General features: G+C 71.7%; 17 protein-coding genes. 10 read left to right on the top strand and 7 right to left on the bottom strand.

Annotated features, from left to right (window positions below; genetic code table 11):
- The first annotated feature begins 434 nt into the window (after positions 1-434).
- The 4 genes from ACFYPN_RS26845 to ACFYPN_RS26830 all read left to right on the top strand — a co-directional run bounded on the left by ACFYPN_RS26845 (position 435) and on the right by ACFYPN_RS26830 (position 4,374).
- Positions 435-2,315: an amidohydrolase gene (locus tag ACFYPN_RS26845; RefSeq protein ID WP_358760274.1), complete on the top strand. Its 1,881-nt coding sequence runs from the start codon at positions 435-437 to the stop codon at positions 2,313-2,315.
- 103 nt (positions 2,316-2,418) lie between these two features.
- Entirely contained in the window at positions 2,419-3,081 is a 663-nt protein-coding gene (locus tag ACFYPN_RS26840) for a hydrolase (RefSeq protein ID WP_358760165.1), read from the top strand.
- A gap of 44 nt (positions 3,082-3,125) precedes the next feature.
- Complete coding sequence (locus tag ACFYPN_RS26835) at positions 3,126-3,665, top strand: DoxX family protein (RefSeq protein WP_389301787.1); 540 nt, start codon at positions 3,126-3,128, stop codon at positions 3,663-3,665.
- Positions 3,646-4,374, top strand: a complete 729-nt coding sequence (locus ACFYPN_RS26830) for a YoaK family protein (RefSeq protein ID WP_358760167.1) — start codon at positions 3,646-3,648, stop codon at positions 4,372-4,374. The genes ACFYPN_RS26835 and ACFYPN_RS26830 overlap by 20 nt, the downstream gene beginning before the upstream one ends.
- A 102-nt stretch (positions 4,375-4,476) precedes the next feature.
- Here the strand turns inward: ACFYPN_RS26830 and ACFYPN_RS26825 are convergent, their stop codons facing one another.
- The gene (locus tag ACFYPN_RS26825) at positions 4,477-5,379 is read right to left on the bottom strand and encodes a helix-turn-helix domain-containing protein (RefSeq protein WP_389301667.1); all 903 of its coding nucleotides are present in this window, start codon (positions 5,377-5,379) and stop codon (positions 4,477-4,479) included.
- Positions 5,380-6,001: 622 nt separating this feature from the next.
- Here ACFYPN_RS26825 and ACFYPN_RS26820 point away from each other — a divergent pair.
- Positions 6,002-8,782 (top strand): helix-turn-helix transcriptional regulator, encoded by a 2,781-nt coding sequence (locus ACFYPN_RS26820; protein ID WP_389301665.1) that lies wholly within the window; start codon positions 6,002-6,004, stop codon positions 8,780-8,782.
- A gap of 18 nt (positions 8,783-8,800) precedes the next feature.
- Here the strand turns inward: ACFYPN_RS26820 and ACFYPN_RS26815 are convergent, their stop codons facing one another.
- The 6 genes from ACFYPN_RS26815 to ACFYPN_RS26790 are packed head-to-tail and all read right to left on the bottom strand — an operon-like array spanning position 8,801 to position 14,512.
- Positions 8,801-9,565: an ABC transporter ATP-binding protein gene (locus tag ACFYPN_RS26815; protein WP_389301662.1), complete on the bottom strand. Its 765-nt coding sequence runs from the start codon at positions 9,563-9,565 to the stop codon at positions 8,801-8,803.
- Complete coding sequence (locus tag ACFYPN_RS26810; RefSeq protein ID WP_389301660.1) at positions 9,562-10,362, bottom strand: ATP-binding cassette domain-containing protein; 801 nt, start codon at positions 10,360-10,362, stop codon at positions 9,562-9,564. The genes ACFYPN_RS26815 and ACFYPN_RS26810 overlap by 4 nt, the downstream gene beginning before the upstream one ends.
- Entirely contained in the window at positions 10,359-11,237 is an 879-nt protein-coding gene (locus tag ACFYPN_RS26805) for an ABC transporter permease (protein WP_389301657.1), read from the bottom strand. The genes ACFYPN_RS26810 and ACFYPN_RS26805 overlap by 4 nt, the downstream gene beginning before the upstream one ends.
- Positions 11,234-12,199, bottom strand: coding sequence for an ABC transporter permease (locus ACFYPN_RS26800; RefSeq protein ID WP_389301654.1), 966 nt, complete (start codon positions 12,197-12,199; stop codon positions 11,234-11,236). The genes ACFYPN_RS26805 and ACFYPN_RS26800 overlap by 4 nt, the downstream gene beginning before the upstream one ends.
- The gene (locus ACFYPN_RS26795; protein ID WP_389301651.1) at positions 12,199-13,719 is read right to left on the bottom strand and encodes an ABC transporter substrate-binding protein; all 1,521 of its coding nucleotides are present in this window, start codon (positions 13,717-13,719) and stop codon (positions 12,199-12,201) included. The genes ACFYPN_RS26800 and ACFYPN_RS26795 overlap by 1 nt, the downstream gene beginning before the upstream one ends.
- Before the next feature lie 52 nt (positions 13,720-13,771).
- Positions 13,772-14,512 carry a DUF1684 domain-containing protein gene (locus tag ACFYPN_RS26790; protein WP_389301648.1) on the bottom strand — a complete coding sequence of 247 codons (741 nt, stop codon included), beginning with the start codon at positions 14,510-14,512 and terminating at the stop codon, positions 13,772-13,774.
- A 273-nt stretch (positions 14,513-14,785) separates the two neighbouring features.
- Here ACFYPN_RS26790 and ACFYPN_RS26785 point away from each other — a divergent pair, with 273 nt between their 5' ends.
- The 5 genes from ACFYPN_RS26785 to ACFYPN_RS26765 all read left to right on the top strand — a co-directional run bounded on the left by ACFYPN_RS26785 (position 14,786) and on the right by ACFYPN_RS26765 (position 21,924).
- Positions 14,786-15,061, top strand: coding sequence for a hypothetical protein (locus ACFYPN_RS26785; RefSeq protein WP_358760185.1), 276 nt, complete (start codon positions 14,786-14,788; stop codon positions 15,059-15,061).
- Positions 15,062-15,410: 349 nt separating this feature from the next.
- Positions 15,411-15,536 (top strand): hypothetical protein, encoded by a 126-nt coding sequence (locus ACFYPN_RS26780; RefSeq protein ID WP_389301645.1) that lies wholly within the window; start codon positions 15,411-15,413, stop codon positions 15,534-15,536.
- 254 nt (positions 15,537-15,790) lie between these two features.
- Positions 15,791-17,821 (top strand): DUF4139 domain-containing protein, encoded by a 2,031-nt coding sequence (locus ACFYPN_RS26775; protein ID WP_389301642.1) that lies wholly within the window; start codon positions 15,791-15,793, stop codon positions 17,819-17,821.
- Between the two features lie 8 nt (positions 17,822-17,829).
- On the top strand, positions 17,830-19,392 hold the full coding sequence (locus ACFYPN_RS26770; RefSeq protein WP_389301639.1) for a mucoidy inhibitor MuiA family protein: 1,563 nt from the start codon (positions 17,830-17,832) through the stop codon (positions 19,390-19,392).
- Between the two features lie 192 nt (positions 19,393-19,584).
- Positions 19,585-21,924, top strand: coding sequence for a GH92 family glycosyl hydrolase (locus ACFYPN_RS26765; RefSeq protein WP_389301636.1), 2,340 nt, complete (start codon positions 19,585-19,587; stop codon positions 21,922-21,924).
- The last annotated feature ends 340 nt before the right edge of the window (positions 21,925-22,264 follow it).

Genomic DNA, 22,264 nt, shown 5'->3' with positions numbered 1-22,264 from the left:
CAGTGCGTGACCGCCGGCCGTCTCCGCGGCACGCCACGTCACGTGGACGGAGCACCGGCGCGGCGGGGATCTGAGCGCCCGGACACCGGAGCGCGACCACCCTCGACGGCGAATGCGGACAGGAGTGCGCTCTCGGGACGTGCCCGGTGCACTGCCGGGACATTCGGGCGCGCGCATTTCTCCTAATCTCCTGACGGGGCGATCCGAGCCGATCGATTCGAACGAAGGCGCCTCAGGGCTATCCCTCTCTCGTTTCCGTTCCCGCTTCCGTCACCGTCCTGGGCCGGTCTCTGACAATTCCCGCCGGGCGGGCGGCGCCCGGCACTGACGCGGGCTCCACGCGGCCTCGCCGGAACCGATACCGGTGCGGGTGGCGGCACGCACGGAAAAACAATGTTGTTCCCATTCCAGGAGGTTGTCCCAAGGTGTCCACGATGCCCGTCGGAGGGCTGGTTCCCAGCGCCACCGAAAACGCTGCGGACCTCGTCGTCCGCAACGCGAAGATCCACACAGGTGACCCGGGGCGCCCCCGAGCGGGGGCCCTCGCCATCCGCGACGGTGTCATCACGGTCGTCGGCGACGACAACGACGTGGCGCCTTTCGTCGGGCCCGCCACCCGGATCGTCGACGCACTCGGCCGCCGGATGATCCCCGGCCTCAACGACTCCCATCTGCACGTGATCCGGGGCGGGCTCAACTACGTACTGGAACTCCGCTGGGACGGGGTCCGCACCCTGCGCGAAGGTTTGGCGATGCTCCGGGAGCAGGCGGCCCGGACCCCGAAGGGCCAGTGGGTGCGGGTGGTGGGGGGCTGGTCGGTCGAGCAGTTCGCCGAACGGCGGCTGCCGACCGTCGCGGAACTGAACGCAGCCGCACCCGACACCCCGGTGTTCGTGCTGCACCTGTACCAGTCGGCGGTGCTCAACCGGGCGGCGCTCAAGGCCGCCGGGTACAGCAGGGACACCCCCGATCCGAAGGGCGGGCAGATCGTCCGCGGTCGGGACGGCGAGCCCACGGGCATGCTGCTGGCCGCGCCGAGCGCGCTGATCCTCTACTCGACGCTGGCCAAGGCGCCGGTGCTGGAGGGCGAGGACAAGAAGATATCCACCCGTCATTTCCTGCGGGAGCTCAACAGGTTCGGTCTCACGTCGGCGATCGACGCCGCCGGTGGATTCCAGAACTTTCCCGAGAATTACAGCACCGTCGCCGAACTGGCCGCGGAAGGGCGGTTGTCGCTCCGGATCGCCTATCACCTCTTTCCGCAGACCGCCGGGCAGGAAGTCGCCGACCTCACGCGCTGGATCGAGATGACGCGTGCCGAGGACGGGGACGAATGGCTCCGCCTCAACGGAGCCGGTGAGAATCTCACCTGGGCGGCGGCGGATTTCGAGAATTTCGCCCAGCCACGGCCGGAACACTCCCCGGACTACGAGGTCGAGTTCGAGAAGGCCGTGCGTCTTCTCATGGAGAACGGCTGGGGATTCCGGCTGCACGCCACGTACGACGAGACGATCCGCCGGGACCTCGCGGTGTTCGAGAAGCTCGCCTCGGAGGGCCTCTTCCCTGCCGGGAACCGGTGGCTCTTCGACCACGCGGAGACCGCGTCGACGGACAGCCTCGACCGGGTCGCCGCACTGGGCGGCGCCATGTCCGTACAGAACCGTCTGTCGTTCCAGGGCGAGGCCTTCCTGCGCCGCTACGGTCCCGGCGTCGCCGCGGACGCACCTCCGATCCGGGCCATGCTGGAGCGTGGACTGACCGTGGGTGCCGGCACGGACGCCACCCGGGTCTCCTCGTACAACCCGTGGATCGCCCTGCACTGGCTGGTCACCGGCCGCACCGTCGGCGACCTGGTCCTGCGTCCGCCGCTGAACCGTGTCGACCGGGCCACCGCGCTGGCCATGTTCACCACGGCGGGCGCGGAGCTGACCGGCGAGCAGGACGTCAAGGGCGTCCTGCGCCCGGGCTCCTTCGGTGACCTCGCGGTCCTGTCCGAGGACTACTTCGAGGTGCCCGACCAGGACATCGCGCACATCGAGGCCCTGCTGACCGTCGTCGGCGGCCGGATCGTCTACGCCACCGGCGAGTACGAGGGCCTGGACGAGGAACTGCCGCCGGTCAGCCCCGAGTGGAGCCCGGTCACCCGTTTCGGCGGCTTCCGGGCCGCCCCGCGCCCGGGTCCGTCGGGCGCCCGCCAGGCCGAGCTGCTCGGCCAGGCCGTCGCCGAGTCCGAGCAGCACCGCCAGTGGCGGGCGCGACGCGGTCTGGCTCCCGAGACGGAGAGCCCGGTCTTCGACCCCTGCTTCTCCCTCTGATCTCCCGGGAGGGGCCCGGCCACGAGCCGCCCCTCCCGGGGCACCACCCCGCTCCGCACCGGACGACCGTCCGGGTGCGCTCCGCTTCTGGAAAGGCTTTCCCATGATCGACATCTCCCAGGTCACCGCTGTCCCCAGCGACGCCCTGCTGACCCCCGACAACTGCGCGGTTCTCTTCGTGGACCACCAGCCGCAGATGTTCTTCGGCACGGGCAGCGGCGACCGCACGGCCATCATCAACGCGACGGTCGGCCTGGCGAAGGCCGCCAAGGTCTTCGACGTCCCCGTGGTGCTGAGCACCGTGGCGGCCGAGTCCTTCTCCGGCCCGCTCATGCCGCAGCTGGCCGACGTCTACCCCGGGCAGGAGATCATCGACCGCAGCACGATGAACGCCTGGGAGGACGTGGCGTTCGTGGAGGCCGTCAAGGCCACCGGCCGCAAGAAGCTCGTGATCGCCGGTCTGTGGACCGAGGTCTGCGTGGTCCTGCCGACCCTGTCCGCGCTCGCACAGGGCTACGAGGTCTACGTGGTCACCGACGCCTCCGGCGGTGTCACCCCCCAGGCCCACGAGTACGCCGTCCAGCGGATGACACAGGCCGGCGCGGTCCCGGTCACCTGGGTGCAGGTGCTGCTCGAACTCCAGCGCGACTGGGCGCGTACGGAGACGTACCTGCCGGTCATGGACGTGGTGAAGGAGAACGGCGGCACCTACGGCCTCGGGGTCGTCTACGCGCAGGCCGTCATCGGCGAGCACGCGGCCGGCTGACCCGCTTCACCATCGAGGGAACGTCAGGAACAGGCATGAACGCAATGAACACCGGACTCCTCGTCCTCCGGCTGGTGGTGGGACTCCTCATCGCCGGACACGGAGTGCAGAAGGTCAGCTTCCTGCTGGGCGGCAACGGACTCGCGGGCGGGACCGAGGAGTTCCGCCACGACGGCTTCCGCGGCGGCCGTCTCACCGCGCTCGCCGCGGGCGGCAGCCAGATCGGCGCCGGCCTGTTCCTGGCGGCCGGCGCACTCACGCCCCTGGCGGCGATGGCCGCCATGGGCGCGATGACCGTCGCCGGAACCGTCAAACGGCACAACGGGGTGTGGGTCCAGAACGACGGATACGAGTACCCGATGGTCCTCGTCGTCGCCTCGGGGTCGCTGGCGCTCACCGGTCCGGGCCGCTGGTCGGCCGACCAGCTGCTCGGAGCGGCCCCCTGGCCGCTGTGGGTCGTCGTCACGGCGCTGGTCGCCGGCCCGGCCAGCGGCCTGCTCACCCGGGCGGTACTGCACCGCCCCTCCGCACCACACCCCGCCGCCCCGGAAGGAGCGACTCCTCATGCGCACCCTACTCACTGACGCGGCCCGCACGCTGGTTCCGCCGAAGGAGGACCGGCACGGCCCGCTGCCGCCCCTCATGCTGACGCTGACGGTGGTCACCGGTCTGATCGACGCCGTGAGCTATCTGTCCCTCGGCCACGTCTTCGTCGCCAACATGACCGGCAACGTGGTGTTCCTGGGGTTCGCCCTGGCGGGCGCCGAGGGTCTGTCGGTGCTCGCCTCGCTGGTGTCGATGGCCGCCTTCCTCACCGGTGCGCTCGCCGGAGGCCGGTTCGGCTCCCGGTTCGCGGCGCACCGGGGGCGGCTGCTGGCCTTCACCACGGCGCTCCAGGCGGTGCTGGTCCTCGGGGCCCTCGTCGCGGTCACGGTCTCCCACGGGGAGGTGACCACCTGGGCCCGGTACACCCTGATCGTCCTGCTCGGCCTGGCCATGGGCATGCAGAACGCGGTCGCCCGTCGTCTCGGCGTCCCGGACCTGACGACGACCGTGCTGACGCTGACCCTGACGGGACTCGCCGCGGACTCCGTCCCGGCCGGCGGCGCCGCGCCCCGGCCCGGACGGCGGGTCCTGTCCGTCCTGGCCATGTTCCTCGGCGCGCTCGTCGGCGCCGCGCTGCACACCGAACTCGCCGTCACCCTGGGTCTGGCGCTGGTGTTCCTCGTGGTGACGTCCTTGGTCACGCGTCGCCTCTCGGCCCCGGACGCGGCCTGGGCCAAGCCGGTCTGACAGACCAGTGGGCCCGGACACCTCTGCGGTGTCCGGGCCCGTCGGTCGTACGCGCTGCTCGCCCGTCGGAGGGAGCCACCGGCTGCCTCAGGCGGAGAGGAGTCACCGTCCGCCCGCCGCATGACTCCGGCCCCCGACGGGAGTCAGGGCCCGACCGGGAGGGGCCGGCTCCGACGAGGCCGTGGACTGCCACTGGCTCGGAGACATGCCGTAGGCGTCGCGGAAGGCCCGGCTGAAGTGCGACGGGCTGACGAAACCCCAGCGGTGCGCCACGGCGGCCACGGTGACCCCGCGCCCCGGCGACCGGCCGAGTTCGCGCCGGCACGCCTCCAGCCTGCGGTGGCGGATCAGCCGGCCCACCGTGGTGCCCTCGCCCTGGAAGAGCTTGTGCAGATAGCGGACGGAGATGTGGTGGGCGCGGGCGATCGAGTGCGGCGACAGGTCGAGGTCCGCCAGATGGAGTTCGATGTACTCCCGGATGCGGACCGCCATGCGTGTAGCGGGGTCCGGACAGTCCGGGCGCCCCGTTCCGAGGATGTCCGTGACGAGGGCGGCGAGGATCTCCACCGCGTTGGCGACGAGCCGGTCGCCGGTCTGCGACCGGTGGACCTCGCTCTCCTCGGCGAGCACCGACAGGAACTGCGACACCAGCGCCCCCGCTCCGTCCGCGCAGCGCAGCGGCACCCCCATGACCTGGCGCAGATCGGCGTCGTCGATGTCCAGGAGGTGACGCGGTACGTGGAAGACCGTCACGCGGTACCCGTCACGGGGGGACGGGAAGGCGAGCGTGCCGGGCTCGCAGAACACGATGTCACCCGCGTTCAGGAGGACCTCGGCTCCGTCGTGGGTGACCGCCGCCGTACCGCGGACATGCCGAGCGACGTGCAGCGTCTCCGCGTCCCCGGAGTCCGGCAGCCACGGCGGGACGGAAATCCGCTGACGGCCCGGGGAGACGGAGACGCCCGAGTGGCGGGGGCCACAGGAATCCAGGACCGAGATCCGCATACGCCCGCCCGTGGAACCGGGGGCACGGACCGCCGGGTGCGGGCGGACCGGTGCCAGGGCCGGGCGCACGACGGAAGCGGAAGGGGCGGACGGGGCCGGCAGGACCGACAGGTGCACGGGGCGGGCCGGTTCCCCCGTGGGTCCGCCTCCGGCCGCGGAACGGCGGCACCGGCCGGTCGGCCGGTCCGCGCTCGCCCTCCCTCTCGCCCCTCCTGAGTCCCTGCCTCCCTCGGCATCCGCGTACCTCTGGGTGTCCACTGCGTTCCTCACGTGGTGATCTCTCTGTCTTCGCTGTGAATCGTCGGCACCTCGACATGACGACCGGGGCACGTGCCCGGTCCCGGCACGGCGTGTCGTGGCACGGGCGGCGTATCCGCGCGCTCGGTCCGGGACGCCGGTGGGTCTCGCTCGATGCGCCGTGCCCGGATACCTCGGATGCTGTCAGGGGGGCGGGACGCAGCGCTTCTGTCATGTGACCGGTCATGGGCCGGGCGGGCAGCCGCTGCGGTCGGCCCGCCCGGCACTCCACGCCTCCGACCTGGCAGGATGCCGGGGAGTGGCGAGCACGTGCGTCGCTCCGCCCGCCCCTTCGGGTGGTGGCCCGCAGGAAGGAAGAAGCACTATGGACCTCGGCACCGAGACGCTCACCGAGCCGGAGATCATGGGCAGGGACCGTGAACTGTCACGGATCTCCCAGCTGGTCGACGCCGTGGAGGGGACCGGCTCGAAGGTGCTGGTGCTGAGTGGCGAGCCCGGTGCCGGCAAGAGCACCCTGGTGGACCGGGCGGCTTCCTACGCCGCCTCCCGCGACCGGCTCGTGCTCCGGGTCCGGGGGGCCGAGGGCGAGAGGGAACTCGGCTTCGCGGGAATCCATCAGTTGCTGCATCCCCTCCTCGGCGGCATCGGACGACTGCCCGCCGGGCAGCGGGACGCGCTGCGCCTCGCGTTCGGCATGGCGGAAGCGGAACCCGCGCAGCGGCTCGACCCGATGCTGACCCGGCTCGGCGTACTGACCCTGCTGTCGGACGCGGCCGCGGAGCGACCGCTGCTGCTCGTCGTGGACGACGCCCAGTGGCTGGACCTCGGCACTCTGGAGGTGCTCGCCTTCGTGGCCCGGCGGCTGGAGGGCGAACCCGCCGCGCTGCTGCTCGCCGCCCGGGACGAAGCGGTCCCGGCTCGGTTCGACCGCGACTTCCCGCTCATGACGGCCGGTCCGCTGGACCGGGCCGCGGCGGTGCTCCTGCTGGACGCACAGCCCCACCCGCCCCGGGGCAGGGTCCGGTCCCAGATCCTCCAGCAGGCCGCGGGAAACCCACTGGCCCTCATCGAGCTCTCCCGTGCCTACGCCAAGGACCCGAGCCGCCGCGACACGGGGTCGGTCGACTCGCTGCCCCTCACCGCCCGGCTGGAGCAGATCTTCGCCTCCGAGCTCCCCGGGCTCCCGGAGGCGACCCGCAGGGCTCTGCTCCTGGCGGCGGCGGCCGGTACCGACCGGCTGCCGGGCCTTCTCCACGCCGTCCCCGGCATGGACGGCCCGCAGGTGTGGATGCCCGCCGAACGGACGGGGCTGATACGCGTCGAAGGCGGCCAGGTCCGGTTGCGCCATCCGCTCGTCCGCTCCGCGATCTACCAGGCCGCGACCTTCACCGAACGGCGTGAGGCCCACTTGGCCCTCGCCGAGGCGCTCTCCCACGAACCGGACCGCCGTGCCTGGCATCTCGCCGCAGCTTCGCTGGGCCCGGACGCGGAGGTCGCCGACGCCCTCGCCGAGAGCGCGGAACGCTCCCGCCACCGGGGCGGATACGCCGCGGCCGCGGCCGCTCTGGAGCGCGCGGCCGAGCTCACCCCGGAGCCCGGCCGGCGCGCCGTCCGCCTGCTCGCCGCCGCCAAGTCGGCGATGCTCGGCGGGCAGCCGCAGTGGGTGAACGAGATCGCGTCCCGGGTCGAACCGCTGACGGACGACCCGGAACTCCTCGGCGAGGCGTCCCTCCTGGCGGGGTGGTCCCTGGCCGTCACGTCCCGGTACGACGACTCCCTGGCGTACCTGCTGCCGGTGGCCGAAGCCATGGCCACCGAAGCGCCCGCCCTCGCCCTGGACGCGCTGGGAACGGCCGCCACCCCTTCCTACCGCTCGGCCAACCCCTTCTACCGGGCCGAACTGAAGCGGATCAACGACCTCGTCGTGGAGGAGCCGTACAAGGTCGACCGGGTGTGGGTACTGGCATCCGTCGCGCCCTTCACGGATCGCGAGCGGACGATGGGACTCTTCGAGCGGGCGGAGGAGGCCATGGCGGAGAGTTCGCTGGCCGACGCGGTGATGCTCGGAGGTGCCGCCTGGGTCCTGGACGAGACCGACCGGGCCGTTCGCCTGCTCGGCCGGGCCATGGATCATCTGCGGCGGGCCGCGACCGCCGGCACCAACGCCACCGTGGCGTACTCCCTCGCCAACTCGCTCTTCGAGAGCGGCGCCTGGACCGCGGCGCAGTCCACGGCGGAGGACGCGTTCTGGATGGCGACGGAGGCGGGGGCGGACTACATGGCCGTGGGATCACCCATCCTCCAGGCGACCCTGCGCGCGGCGCGCGGCGACCACGCGGGTGCGCGGCAGCGGGCGGACCGGGCGGTACGCACCGTCGACCTGCGCAAGTCAACCAGCCTCTACGTCCTCCATCTGCGGGCGCTCGGCATGGCGTCTCTGGCCGAGGGCGACCACAGGACGGCGTACGAGCAGTACCGGCGCATGTTCACCCGGGACTTCCACCCCGTCCCCGTGCACTACCACGCGGCTCTCTACTCCCTCGCGGACCTCGCCGCCTCCGCCGTCCGCGCGGGACAGGCCGAGGACGCCCGGACGGTGCTGCACGCCGTCGAAGGGACGCTGGGCGAGTCGCTCTCCGTCCGCCTGCGGTCGATCCTGCACCGCGCCCGGGCTCTGCTGACCGACTCCGACGACGCCGAGCTCCACTTCCGCGCGGCACTCGCCGATCCGAAGGGCGCCCGATGGCCCTTCGAACACGCCCTGGTCCACCTGGACTTCGGCGAGTGGCTGCGGCGTCACCGGCGCAGCGCCGAGGCACGCCCGCTGCTCACCACTGCCCTGGAGTACTTCGACCGGCTCGACGCGCGCCCCTGGGTCGAGCGTGCCGGAGCCGAACTCCGCGCCGCGGGCGTGTCGGTGGCGGCCGTGGCCGCTCCCGACGCCGCGGCCGGTCTGACCCCCCAGGAGCTGCAGATCGCCCAGCTGGCCGCAGAGGGCCTCACCAACCGGGAGATCGGTGCCCGGCTCTATCTGTCGCCCCGCACCATCGGCTTCCACCTGCACAAGATCTTCCCCAAGCTCGGCGTGACGGGGCGCGCCCAACTGCGCGACGCCCTGGGGTCCGCCGGCGCGGGGTCCGACTGAGCACCGGCCCCGCCGGGGTCACGCGGGCAGGCGCGGCACGCTGTCGATGAGCCGGCGGGTGTAGGGGTGCGCCGGTGCGCCGAGCACCTGGGAGGTCGCGCCCTGCTCGACGATCTCCCCGCGCTCCAGCACCGCGGTGCGTTCACAGAGGGTGGCCACCACGGAGAGGTCGTGGGAGACCATCACCAGTGTCAGCCCCCGCTCCGCCTTGAGTTCGGCGAGCAGGTCGACGACCTTCACCCGGGTGGTGACGTCCAGGGCGCTGACCGGCTCGTCGGCGAGCAGGACCCGGGGGTCGCAGACCGTGGCGCGGGCGATGGCGATGCGCTGGCGTTGTCCCCCGGAGAACTCGTGCGGGTAGCGGTCGGCGGCGTCGGCCTGGAGACCGACCCGCTCCAGCGCCGCGGCGACCTTGGGTGCGGCGGTCGTACGGCTGTCGATGCCGAGCGAGCGCAGCGGCTCCGCGACGATGCGGCCGACCTGCCGGCTGGGATCGAGCGAGGAGTAGGGGTCCTGGAAGACGCACTGCACGCTGCGCCGGAAGCGGCGCATCTGTTCGCGGTCCCGGGTGTTCAGGTCGGCCCCGTCGAAGCGGACGGTACCCGCCGTGGGCCGGGCCAGGCCCAGCAGCAGGCGGAGCAGTGTCGTCTTGCCGGCGCCGGACTCGCCGACCAGCGCGAGGCTCTCGCCCGCCTCGACGGCGAGGGAGACGTCCCGCACCACGTCGGCGGCGGAGCCCCGGTAGCGTACGGCGGCGTCCTTCAGCTCCAGTACGGGCGTCATCGCGCGCTCCTCAGGTCCAGGGCGGATTCCAGCTTGCGGGCGCTGGCGACCAGGGTGCGGGTGTACTCCTCGCGCGGCGCGTGCACCACGTCGTGGACGGCGCCCTGCTCGACGGCCCGGCCGTCCTTCATCACGAGGACCCGGTCGGTGACCTGGGCGACGACGGCGAGGTCGTGACTGACGAAGAGCACGGCCATCTCCCGTTCGCGTACCAGGCCGTCGATCAGTTCCAGCATCTCCGCCTGGACGGAGACGTCCAGGGCGGTGGTGGGTTCGTCGGCGATCAGCAGCTTCGGTTCGCAGGCGAGAGCCATGGCGAGGGCGACGCGCTGACGCTGCCCGCCGGAGATCTCGTGCGCGAAGGCGCGCGCGATCCGCTCGGGTTCGGGGAGCCGGACCTGCTCCAGTGCCTCGAACACGGCGGCGCGCAGGGGCTTGCCCCTGAGACCCGTGCGGCGGGCGAGCGGTTCGGCGATCTGGCGGCCCAGTCGCATCAGCGGGTCGAGCGCGGTCAGCGGCTCCTGGAAGACGATGGCCGCGTCCCTTCCGCGGACGGAGGTGAGGCGCTTCTCGGCCACGCCCACCGTCTGGGTTCCGGCGAGTTCGACGCTGCCGGAGGCGGTCATGCCGTCGGGGAGCAGTCCGAGTACCGCGAGGGTGGTCAGGGATTTGCCGGAGCCGGACTCGCCGATGAGGCCGAGGCGTTCGCCGCCGGCCACCGTGAAGGAGAGGTCGTCGACCAGGGTCCGGCCGTCGTCGGTCCGTACGGTCAGGCCCGTCACGTCGAGGAGAGTCACGCGCGCCTCCGCCGGGTGGCCGGGTCGAGGGTGTCCCGCAGGCCGTCGGCGATGAGGTTCACGCCGATGACCAGGAGGACGAGGAGGATGCCGGGCGCGAGCGCGCCGACGGGTGCCGTGGTGAAGGTGGCCTGGGCCTCCTGGAGCATGCGGCCCCACGAGGCGTTGGGCGGCGGCGCGCCGAGGCCCAGGTAGGAGAGTCCGGCTTCGGCGAGCACCGCGAGCCCGAACTGCAGGGCCAGGTTGACCACCAGCGTGGGCCAGATGTTGGGCAGCACGTGGGAGAGGACGATGCGCGGCCAGGTGGTGCCGGAGGTGCGGGCCGCGGTGATGTAGTCCCGTGCCAGCACCCGCTTGACGAGGATGCGTACCAGTCGTGCGACGACCGCGCTCTGCGCGAGGCCGATCGCGAGGACCGCCGAGCCGAGCGTCGCCGAGCGCGCCGCGACGATGAGCATCGCCAGGAGCAGGGTCGGGAAGGCGATGAGGATGTCCAGCAGTGCGGAGAAGGTGTCGTCGAGCCAGCCCTGCGCGAACGCGGCGAGTACGCCGAGGGAGACCCCGATGAGCGCGGCGACGCAGACCGAGCCGAGTCCCGCCTCGACGGCGATGCGGGAGCCGGTCATCACCTGGGTGAAGAGGTCGCGTCCGAGCTTGTCGGTACCGAGCAGGTGGCCGCCACCGGGTCCGGCGAGCCGTCCGCCGGAGGTGTCCTCCGCGTCGAACGGCAGCCAGAAGACCGACACCACGGCCAGCAGAGCGATGAGTCCGGCGAGTACGCAGCCGACGACGAGGTTGGCGGAGCGGCGGGGGCGCCGCTTGGCCGGAGGGACCACCGCGGGGGCTGCCGGGGTGATGAGTTCCGTCCCGGTCATCGGGTGCCTCCCGAGAGTCGGCCGCGCAGCCGCGGGTCGATGATCCGCTGGACCAGGTCGGCCACGAAGCCGATCAGGAGCACCGCGAGGGTGGAGACGAACAGAACGCCCTGGATGTACGGGTAGTCGTGCTGGCTAATGCCGGTGGCGAGCAGCGAGCCGAGGCCCGGCAGCGCGTACACCGACTCCACGACGACCGCGCCGAGGAGCGTGGAGGCGAGTTCGATGCCGAGGATGGAGATCACCGGGACGGCGGCGTTGCGCAGCCCGTGCCGCCACATGGCGCGGCCGAAGGAGGAGCCGAGCGCCCGCGAGGTGCGCAGGTAGTCGCTGCCGAGCACGTCGAGGGTGGCGGAGCGTACGTAGCGGATCAGGGACGCGCTCATCACCAGGGCGATGGTCACGACCGGCAGGGCGAGGGCGCGGACCGCCTCGGCGGGGTCGCCCCAGCCCTCCTGCGGGAAGCCGCCGGACGGCAGCCATCCCGCGTTCAGCGCGAACACCTGGATGAGGATCATGCCGAGCCAGAAGACGGGGATCGCGATGCCCAGTTGGGACACGCCGTTGAGGAGTGCCCCGTACCAGGTGCGCCGCTTGTACGCGGCCACGAACCCGGTCGGTACGGCGATCAGGACGGCGAGGACGAACGCGCCCAGCGTGAGCGGGACGGTGACGTCGAGCCGGGCGCCGATCTCGGAGCCCACCGGGAGCGAGCTGACGAACGAGGTACCGAGGTCTCCGCTCGCCAGCTGCCCGATCCAGTGGGTGAACTGCTCGGGCAGCGGCCGGTCGGAGCCGATGGAGTGGCGGGCCGCGGCGATCTGCTCCGGGCTCGCGCCGACCGCGGTGAGCGCGTTGGCCGGGTCGCCGGGGAGCAGGCGCAGCAGTGCGAAGAGCACCACGCTCGCCAGGGCCAGCGACACCACCAGGAAGGCGAGCCGGCGCAGGAGGTAGCGCGCCATCAGCCCGTCTTCTTGATGTCGTAGGCGAAGAACTGGGAGTTCAGGCCGTTGACCGGGTAGCCGGAGAGCTTGGTGCTCGCGACGACGATCTGCGGGTAGAGGTAGAGCCAGTCGCTGGCGGCGTCCTTCGCGGTCTGCTCGTTGACCTTCTTCAGCAGCTCGGTCTGCGCGCCGGCGTCGGGCGCCTCTTCGGCCTGCTTCACCCACTGGGTGACCTGCGGGTTGTCGTAGCCCCAGTAGAAGTCGGGGTTGCCGTACCAGACCAGGTCACGGTCGTTGACGTGCTCCTGGAGCGTGGCCGAGAAGTCGTGGTTCTTGTAGACCTTGGTGTACCACTCGTCCGGGGTGATCGTGTTGATCTTGACGGTGATGCCGACCTTGGCGAGCTGGGACTTGATGAAGGTCGCGGCGGTCGGGTGCGGGTCGTAGTTGGGGGTGTCGAGGGTGAAGCTGAAGCCCTTGGCGTAACCGGCTTCGGCGAGCAGCTTCTTGGCCTTCGTCACGTCGTAGGCGTTGACGGAGGTGAGGTCCTCGTACCAGGGGTCGGTGGGCGGGACCATCGAGCCGATCTGCTTGCCGTAACCGCCCCAGACGGACTCCAGGAGCTTCTTGTCGTCGATGGCGGCGGAGACGGCCCGGCGGACCTTGACGTCGGTGAAGGGCTTGGCCTTGTCGTTGAACGCCAGCAGCAGCTTGGTGGTGGAGTCGCCGTCGTTGACCTTGTACGAGCCGTTGCTCTTGAACTGCTCCAGGGCGTCCGGCGACTGCTCGCTGGTGACCACGTCGACGGCGTTGGTCAGCAGCGCGTTGTTCAGCGCGGTGGCGTCCTTGTAGTAGTGGAAGACGACCTGCTTGTTGGCGGCGGCGGTGCCCCAGTAGCCGGCGAAGCGGTTCAGGCTCAGCGCGGAGCCGCGGGTCCACTTGTCGAGGGCGTACGGACCGGTGCCGTCCTCGGTCGTCTTCAGGCTCTTCGCCCGGGAGTTGATGATCCAGACGTAGGAGAGGTTGTAGACGAAGGAGACCGACTTCTGGGACAGCGTGACCTTCACGGTCCGCGCGTCGGGAGTGGCGATGTCCTTGACGACCTCGAGGTTGCTCTTGCGGGCGGACTGGGAGTCGTCCGCGAGCACCTTCTCCAGGCTGTACTTCACGTCCTGGCTGGTGAGTTCCTTGCCGCTGTGGAATGTAACGCCGTCGCGCAGGGTGAAGGTGTAGGTCAGGCCGTCGGCGCTGGTCCGGTAGTCCTCGGCGAGGAGCTTGTCGACCTTGCCGTCGTCGGTGAGGCGGAACAGGCCCTCGTAGACGTTGCCGTTGAGCACCTCGGTGACGCCCTGGCCACCGCCCGCGGTGTTGTCGAGGTTCTGCGGCTCGTAGAGGGAGCCGATGTTGACGACGGCGTCCTTGTTCCACGTGCCGCCACCGGAGGCGCTGGTACCGCCGTTGCCGCCGCAGGCGGTCAGGGCCACGGCGAGGGCGGCGACGGTCGCGGTGGAGAGCAGGACGTTCTTCTTGGTGCTCATGGGGTGAGGGCTCTTTCGGTGCATGGAGCTGCGGGGAGGTGGGGCCGGTCGATCAGTGCTGCGCGTGGGAGCCGTCGCGGAAGACGGGAAGCTTCTCGCCGGCCTCGATGGGCAGGTGGAAGCGGTTCTGCCGCGGCGGCATCGGACAGTTGTACTGATCGGAGAACCCGCAGGGCGGCACGAAGGCCTGGTTGAAGTCGAGGACGACCCGGTTCTCGTCCTCGGTGCGCCGCACGAAGAGGAAGCGGCCGGCACCGTAGGTGGAGTCGCCGTTGGTCGGATCACCGAAGACGAGCAGCAGAGTGCCGTCGTCGTCGAAGGCGCTCAGGGTGTAGTCGCGGCCGTCGAAGGTGAGCGCGATGTCGCCCGGGACGACCAGGTCACGGCTGCCGCCGTTGTCCCGGATGTGCTCGAAGGCGACGCGGCGCGCGCCGGCGACGGGCGTGTACGTGGCTTCCAGCACCAGGGCGGGGTCGTACGGGAAGACGTCGACCCGGACGAAGTCGCGGATGGCGGGCGCGTCGGCGTCCCAGAAGCGCAGGCCCCGCTCGGGCTCGCCGCTGGCCAGGTCGGTGCGCTGGACCGGGGTGACGGTCACCGTGTCCGGCGCGTCCGCACGTGCGGCCTCCGCGTCCGGGGTCTCCCCCGCCGGCGCCCAGCGGGTCTCGACCAGGGCGAGATTGCCCATGGGGGAGGTGAGCGCACGGTGACGCTCGGCACGCCAGGCGTCCCACACCTCCGCCTGGTCGACGGAGGCGCGGGCGGGGGTGGAGTCGGACACGGCAGTACTCATTCGTCTAGGCGGGGCAGCTCTCAGCGTCCTGCGTGACAAGACGTGAATGCATGGCCAAAGCATCCTCTTTATTGCCCATAAGTCCTCCTAATGTCAAACTTTCGCACCGCATGGCGAGACGACCGTCCCGAGCGAGGGAATCCGACATTCCGCCCCTTCGGCCGACGATGTGGCTCAAGTCGTGGTGTGGGAGGGGGACTTGCGGGCATCCGGAGTGCAGGCCGGTCCGCCCCCGGATCGGCACCCAGGGTGACCGTCCCAAGGAGCGAGCAGATGACCACGGAGTACGACAACCAGCCGACCGGGCAGCACTACCCCGGCACGCCGCAGCGCACCGGCGGGGCGGCAAACGTGCTGAGCATCATCGCGATGGTGCTGGGTGTGATCTCGCTCCTCTTCTTCCCCATCGTCTTCGGCGTGATCGGCGTGATCCTGGCGATCATCGCCAAGACCGTCCGCCACGAGCGGCTCGCCACCATAGCCATCGTGGTCAGCGCGGTCGGCCTGGTGGGCGGCATGATCCTGGGCGCCGTCGTCGCGAACGCGTGACCGCACCCCAGGGACTGGGGCCGTCCGCCGACCGGGGTGCCCAGGGTGATGGGCACCCCGACGTGCGCGCCGTCGAAGGACCCGGCAGCCGAGCATGAGGACCGGCTCGCGCACGCGCCGGCCAGGAAGCGCAGTCCAGTCCCCACCGCGCGAACCCGGTCGAGCCCCAACTCGAAAACTTCGACGTAAACGGCGTTGTCGCACTCGTCGACCGTCTCCACGAACGAACCGCTCTCGCCCTCCGCACCTTCCGGGGCCCTCTGCCCTTGACGGTCGCCCCTGCCCACAGGGATCTCTCGACGGCCAGAACGGCAACGACGTCCTCGACGACACCTCCGGCACCGACACCATGAGCGGCGCGCTGGGCAACGACACCATCAACGTCCTGGACGGCGTCGGCGGCGACATCGCCAACGGCGGCCTCGGTTCCGACACCTGCACCACCGACGCCGGCGACACCGCCACCAGCTGCTGACCCTCACGGAACACAAACGGCCCAGCGCGGAAAGCCCTTGAGCGCAGCCCTCACCCGTCGCCCCGGCCCGCACCACGAGCCGGGGCGACTCGCTGCCGCCGACCCGGCCACCACCCACCCCACCCCCGCACGACGACGAACCGCAGCATCCCGGACGCCCCCTCCGGCCAACCCCCTTTCCGGCCATCCGCTTACGCCAGGATCATCCCGGCGTAAGCTGCGCTCGGCATGAACACGGCGGGGGTGCGGAACACATGACGGCTGGACCGGCGCGGAGCTGGGAATCGACCCTCGACTCGGTCGTGGTGTACGCGCAGGGCGCGCTCTGTAGTCGCCTGGCCAGGGGCACCGTGCCGCCCGACGGCCGGGTACGGGTGACGGGGCTGCCCCGCACCCTCGATCCGGGTTCGCTGCGGGCCCGCGTGCTGGGCACGTCGGGGCCGCGCGTCACCGAGGCCAGGGTGGAGACCGAGGCCGCACCGCTCGGCGCGGAAGCCCCCCACGGTCTGCGGGACGAGGTCGAGCGGCTGAAGGACGTGTACGCGGCGGCGCGGGGACGACGGGACCGGATGCTGGGCCGGATCGAGGAGGTCGGGGCGCTGCGCCCGGTACCGCCTCCGCGCAAGCGGGACGACCCGCACCGCCGCACCCCGGTCGACGCGTGGCTGGAGCTGGCCGGGTTCGTGGACGAGCGCCTGACGGGGCTGCACCACCGCCTCGCCGGGTTTGAGGAGGCCCTGCGCACGGCCGAGCACGAGTGGGAGGTCGCCTCCGACCGGCTCGCCCGCGCCTCCACGGACACCCCGGCCGGGCACGTGGAGACCACGGTCAGTGCGGTGCTGACGCTCGACGGCGCCGGTGACGCGGAGGCGGAGGTGGAAGTGGAGTACGGCGTGCCGGGCGCCGTGTGGGTACCGGCCTACCGCCTCGCGTACCGGCAGGGCGACGGCAGCGGGCGTCTGGTGCTGCGGGCGTCCGTCGCCCAGCGGACCGGCGAGGACTGGACCGGTGTACGAATCGCCCTGGCCACCGCCGACCTGCGGCGCATGACCGATCTTCCGCGGCTCCGCTCCGTCCGGATCGGGCGCAGTCAGCCCGCCCCCGCGCCCGCCGGGTGGCGTGAGCCCCCGGCGGGGCTGGCCGGTCTCTTCACCGGTTACGACGCGGCGGGCCCCCGCCCGGCGGCGCCCGTCACCGCGTGGGCGGCCTCGGCGAAGGTGGGCGGCGTACCGGCCGGCGGTGCCCCGGCCGGCTTCGCCTCCGCCCCACCGCCGCCCGCACCGGCGTCGAAGCGGGCCCGCACGGGGCCCGGCGGTCCACCGCCCGCCGGTGGGCCGGCGGCCGCACAGGCCGCCATGGCCTACGGCGCCGCACCCGCCCCCGGCGCCCCCGCCCCCAGGGCGCCGGGGGCGCCCAGCCCTGCCGCGACGCCTCCCCCGCCGGCCGGTCCTCCCCGGCCGACCAGCGCCGAGCTCGACTACGCGAGCCTCGTCCTGTGCGGCCCCGACGAGCAGGGCGGTCGCCGGGGCCGGCTCTTCGCCGACGCGCCGTTCGACCCGGTGGTGGCCGAGTACCGCCGCCGCGCCGAAGCGGTGGCCGCGCTGCCGCTGCCCGGACAGGCGGTACGGCCCCGGGAGTCGGCCGGCTCCTTCGATCACCGCTTCGACGCCGCAGCCCGGGCCGACGTACCGTCCGACGGGACCTGGCACACCGTCACCGTCGGCGAGATCCCGGTCGGTCTGCGTGCCGAGTACCTCTGTGCGCCGTCCGTGGAGCAGACCGTCTACGCGACGTTGGCGCTCTCCAACGCCACCGGCCAGGCGCTGCTGGCCGGGCCGGTGGAGGTCACCGTCGACGACGAGTTCCTGTTGACCGCGGCGCTGCCCACGCTCGCCCCCGGCGCGGTCCGCCGGGTGGGGCTCGGGCCCGCCGAGGGGGTCCGCGTCACCCGTCGTACGAACCTGCACGAGTCGACCTCCGGCCTGCGCGGCAACACCACCGTGCTCACCCACGGCGTCCGCGTGGAACTGGCCAACGGGCTCGCGCGCCCCGTCCGGGTGGAGGTCCACGAGCGGGTGCCCGTCACCTCCGATCCGGACGTACGGATCGAGGAACGGGCCGACTGGACCACGCCCGTGGAAGGCGCGGGGCCCGACCGGCACGCCCCGGGCACCCGCGTCTGGCGATTGGACCTGGCCGCCGGGGCCACCGCCGCCCTCGACGGCGGCTACGAGATCCGTATCCCGACCGGCAAGTCCCTGGTCGGCGGCAACCGCAGGAGCTGACACCCGCCATGTCCACGGCCCCGAAGCCTTGTCCCCTCCCCGTCACCGCCGTTACCTGCCTGGAGGACCGGGCACACGTCGAGCGCACGGCCGTGCTCGACCTGGTGCCAGGCGTCCAGCGGCTCCGTCTGGGCCCCGTCAGCGCGCTGGCCGTCGACCGGAGCCTCCACGCGGAACTGACCGCCCCGTACTCCGCGACCGTCCTCGACGTACGGATCGTCCGCACCTGGACACCGCGCGGACCGCATCCGCTCACCGACGAGGACTCCCCCCTCCGCCACCGTGTGCGCGCCCTCGAAGAGGAGCAGCCGTCCCTGGAGCGGCAACGCGACCGCCTGCGCACCCTTCTCGACGTGCTCGGCCGTCTCGCCGCCGATCTCCTGCGGGACATCGGCGAGGGCGCCGGCGCCGGAGAGCCCGAACAGTCCCGCTGGGCGGCCGAACTGGACCGGGTGGACGACGAGCGCGACACGTCCGGCGAGGAACTCCGCTCGGTGGAGGCCCGGCTGACGACCCTGGCCGACGAACTCGGCGAAGCGGAAAGGGCGATGGCCCTCACCGAGGACGAACCCGCGGAACTCGTCGGTCACATCGAGCTGACCGTGGAGGCCGGGGCGGCCGGGCAGGCCGGGCTGCGTCTGACCCACCTCACCCCGTGCGCGCTGTGGCGGCCCGCCTACCGGGCCGTGCTCGACGGGGGGTCCCTGACGCTGGAGACGGACGCGGTGGTCTGGCAGCGGACCGGCGAGGACTGGTCGGACGTACCGCTGACCCTGTCGACGGCCCGCTCGGCGTCGGCGGGCGCGCCACCACGGCTGGCCGAGGACCGGCTGACGCTGAAGGACCGCCCGGCGGCCGAACGCCGCACGGTCGAGGTCGAACTGCGCGAGGAGGAGACTGCGACGCTCGGTCCTGTACCGGTGCTCGGCCTCCCCGGGGTGGACGACGGCGGCGAGGCGCGGGTGCTGACGTCTCCCGCGCCGGTCTCGGTGGCCGGTGACGGCCGCGCCCATCGCGTACCGCTCTCCTCGTTCACCGCCGCAGCGCGCGACGAGTACGCCTGCGCACCGGAGTTGTCTCCGCTGGTCACCCAAGTGGTGCGGTTCGACAACCGGTCCGGCCACGCGCTGCTCGCCGGTCCGGTGGACCTGATCCGCGGAAGCGGGTTCAGCGGGCGCGGCACGCTGGGTTTCACCGCACCCGGCAGCCCGGTCGAGCTGGCCTTCGGCAGCCTCGACGACTTCCACGTGGTCCGGGAGACCGAGGAGTCCCGCGACACCACCGGCATCACCCAGCGGACCGTGGTCACCCGGACGGTACGGCTGCGTCTGTCGCGGTTCTCCGCCCCCGGGGAGAGGGACGAGCGGGTGGTCGTCCTGCGGGAACGCATTCCGGTCTCGGAGGTCTCCGCGGTGGAGGTGCGCCTGCGCAAAGAAGGCTGCTCCCCCGCGCCGGAAGCGGTCGACGCCGAGGGCATCGTCCGTTGGGACATCGCCCTCCCACCCGGCGGCCATCGCACCGTCACCCTGGTCTACGAGGTGTCGGCGGGCGCCAAGGTCACCGGCCTCTGAGTCCGGCGCTCAGGTACGGTCCGCGGGCCCGGATCCACGCCCGCGGGCCGTCCACCCACGCTGGCACCCCTACGGCATTGGGTTGACGGGACCACGTCCGAAAGGAAAAGATCATCGGACTCGACTCTGACAACGTTGTCTTACGAGAGGAATGCGATGAAAGCGTTGAAAAAACGCGTATGCGGTGTCCTGTTGATCGCCACCACGCTGGTCGCGGCTTCCGCCACCTCCGGCGTCGCGAACCCCCGGGTCCAAGGTGCGAAGTTCGCCGCCGATCCCACCACGCTGGTCGACACGTCCATCGGCAACAACGGCGACGGGACCACCTTCCCCGGTGCCACCGCGCCGTTCGGCATGGTGCAGCTGAGCCCCGACACCCAGCTGAACAAGTACGCCTCGTACGACTACGCCCAGGACACCATCCTCGGTTTCAGCCACACGCACCTCTCGGGCGTCGGTTGTCAGACGATGGGCAACTTCCGGTTCATGCCGACCACCGGCGCGGTCACGTCGTCCGACCCGGCGCAGTACGGCGCCACGTTCAGCCACGAGAACGAGACCCGCTCACCTGGCTACTACGGCGTGAAGCTCGACAACGGCATCGAGGCCGAACTCACGGCGACGGAGCGCACCGGCCAGCACCGCTACACCTTCCCGGCGGGGTCGGGGCCGGAGAACGTACTCATCGAGTCCGGCCAGAGCAACGGCAGCACCTACGCCGGTGACATCAAGGTGGTCGGCGACGACACCGTGGAGGGCTGGCTCCAGGGCGGCAACTTCTGCGGCGAGACCGGCAAGGAGCGCTACCGCATCTACTTCAGCGCCACGTTCGACCGGAAGTTCTCGACCTTCGGCACCTGGTCCGACGACACCCTCACCCCGGGCGCGCGCGAAGCCTCGCGCGGTACCGGGCGCGCGGGCGCCTGGCTCTCCTTCGACCCGTCCGAGGGCGACCAGGTCGGTGCGTCGGTCGGCCTCTCCTACACCTCGGTCGACGGCGCACGCCTCAACCGCAGGGCCGAGCAGCCGACGTCGTTCGACCGGGCCCGCACCGGCGTCCACGGCGCCTGGAAGGACGAGCTGAACCGGATGCGCGTGGCCGGCGGCACCACCGCCGACCAGCGCACGTACTACAGCGCGCTCTACCACTCGCTGCTGCACCCGTCGATCGGCTCCGACGTCGACAACCGCTACCGCGGCTTCGACGACCGGGTGCACCGCGGGGACTCCACGTACTACCAGATGTTCTCGCTCTGGGACACCTACCGCTCGCAGAACCAGTTGGTGGCGCTGCTCGACCCGGACAAGGCCACGGACATGGCCACGTCCGTGCTGCGCGTCTACCAGGACGGCGGCTGGCTGCCGCGCTGGGGCCTCGGCAACGGTGAGACGAACGTGATGAGCGGCGACCCCGTCACCCCGTGGGTCGTCGACCTGTACAACCGCGGTCTGCTCGACCCGAGCACCTCGCGTCAGCTCTTCGACGCGCTCTGGAAGAACGCCAACGAGGTCCCCGCCGACCAGTCACTCTTCCGCGGCCGCGACGGCAACCCGACCTACGTCCAGAACGGCTGGGTCGCCTACCAGAACCTGCCCGGTTACACGTACGGCGACAGCCGCCAGGCCGGTTCCGCCACGCTGGAGTACGCACTCGCCGACTGCGCGCTCTCCACCATGGCCGACGGCCTCGGTCACCAGGACAAGGCCGCGACGCTCGCCTCGCGCTGCGACAACTTCTCCACGCTCTGGGACTCCGGCGTGACGTCACAGGGGTTCACCGGCTTCCCGGTCACCCGCAACGCGGACGGCACCGTCGCCGGCGACCCCGACCCCACCGAGTCCGGCGCCTTCCACGAGGGCACCGCCTGGCAGTACCAGTGGCTCGCCCAGCAGGACCCGCAGACTCTCTACGGCCTGATGGGCGGCAAGGACAAGGCCGAACAGCGGCTCGACACCTTCTTCGACCTGCCGACCGTGCTCACCGACCCGGCGAAGGCCGCCGAGGAGAGCTGGGTGACCGGGGCGTACGACTACCACAACAACTTCGCCTTCAACCCGAACAACGAGCCCGACTTCCACACTCCGTGGATGTACACGTGGACCGACTCGCCGTGGAAGACCTCCTCCGTGCTGCGCGCGATGCGGACCCTCTTCACCGATGACGCGTACGGCATGCCCGGCAACGACGACCTCGGCGCCACCTCGTCGTTGCTCGTCTTCGCCATGGCCGGCGTCTTCGAGGCGCAGCCCGGTTCCGCCAACTACGTCCTCACCGCCCCGATGTTCGAAAAGGTCGAGATCCGGCCCGAGCACGGGCGCAGGATCAGCATCGAGGCCCCCGGCGCGAGCGCGTCGAAGCTCCAGTACGTGTCCTCCGTGCACACGGCGAAGGGCAAGCTGCGCCAGAGCTGGCTCTCCCACGAGAACCTGCTCCACGCCGGTACGGTGCGGATCAACCTCTCCGACAGGCCGACCACTTGGGGCGTCAACGCCGCCCCGCCCGCCATGGGCGCCACGGCCGCGAAGCACTGACTGCCCGGGGGTCCGGCCGAGTCGGCCACGACCGCCGCACGAACCCCGGTGGAACCACCCCGCAGGAGACGGCCCTGCCGTACGCGTCCGCGTACGGCAGGGCCGTCTCCACGACGGCGATTTTCAGCCACACGGACCTCCCCACCGCCGGAGAGGCCACCCCTTACCGTGCTCTCCGGCCTCCCGGACGGGGCCGGGGCCCGCGCATCGTGGCCGGCACCGTCAGGATGCAGGCGAAACTCCGAACATCCCCGCCCCCATTGGCACTTCGCCCCTCACGCCGCGAACTACGTGCTGCGCACCCCGTACTTCGCGGGAGTTGGTAGAAACTCTTGCGCGC

Source organism: Streptomyces sp. NPDC005576 (genome assembly GCF_042871745.1).
Lineage (GTDB): Bacteria > Actinomycetota > Actinomycetes > Streptomycetales > Streptomycetaceae > Streptomyces.
This window is presented reverse-complemented; position numbering and strand designations above follow the sequence as displayed.

Bases quoted from the DNA above. Each gene is read 5' to 3' on its own strand.
- ACFYPN_RS26845 (WP_358760274.1), top strand. From the start codon at position 435: ATGCCCGTCGGAGGGCTGGTTCCCAGCGCCACCGAAAACGCTGCGGAC.
- ACFYPN_RS26840 (WP_358760165.1), top strand. From the start codon at position 2,419: ATGATCGACATCTCCCAGGTCACCGCTGTCCCCAGCGACGCCCTGCTG.
- ACFYPN_RS26835 (WP_389301787.1), top strand. From the start codon at position 3,126: ATGAACACCGGACTCCTCGTCCTCCGGCTGGTGGTGGGACTCCTCATC.
- ACFYPN_RS26830 (WP_358760167.1), top strand. From the start codon at position 3,646: ATGCGCACCCTACTCACTGACGCGGCCCGCACGCTGGTTCCGCCGAAG.
- ACFYPN_RS26825 (WP_389301667.1), bottom strand. From the start codon at position 5,379: ATGCGGATCTCGGTCCTGGATTCCTGTGGCCCCCGCCACTCGGGCGTC.
- ACFYPN_RS26820 (WP_389301665.1), top strand. From the start codon at position 6,002: ATGGACCTCGGCACCGAGACGCTCACCGAGCCGGAGATCATGGGCAGG.
- ACFYPN_RS26815 (WP_389301662.1), bottom strand. From the start codon at position 9,565: ATGACGCCCGTACTGGAGCTGAAGGACGCCGCCGTACGCTACCGGGGC.
- ACFYPN_RS26805 (WP_389301657.1), bottom strand. From the start codon at position 11,237: ATGACCGGGACGGAACTCATCACCCCGGCAGCCCCCGCGGTGGTCCCT.
- ACFYPN_RS26800 (WP_389301654.1), bottom strand. From the start codon at position 12,199: ATGGCGCGCTACCTCCTGCGCCGGCTCGCCTTCCTGGTGGTGTCGCTG.
- ACFYPN_RS26795 (WP_389301651.1), bottom strand. From the start codon at position 13,719: ATGAGCACCAAGAAGAACGTCCTGCTCTCCACCGCGACCGTCGCCGCC.
- ACFYPN_RS26790 (WP_389301648.1), bottom strand. From the start codon at position 14,512: ATGAGTACTGCCGTGTCCGACTCCACCCCCGCCCGCGCCTCCGTCGAC.
- ACFYPN_RS26785 (WP_358760185.1), top strand. From the start codon at position 14,786: ATGACCACGGAGTACGACAACCAGCCGACCGGGCAGCACTACCCCGGC.
- ACFYPN_RS26780 (WP_389301645.1), top strand. From the start codon at position 15,411: ATGAGCGGCGCGCTGGGCAACGACACCATCAACGTCCTGGACGGCGTC.
- ACFYPN_RS26775 (WP_389301642.1), top strand. From the start codon at position 15,791: ATGACGGCTGGACCGGCGCGGAGCTGGGAATCGACCCTCGACTCGGTC.
- ACFYPN_RS26770 (WP_389301639.1), top strand. From the start codon at position 17,830: ATGTCCACGGCCCCGAAGCCTTGTCCCCTCCCCGTCACCGCCGTTACC.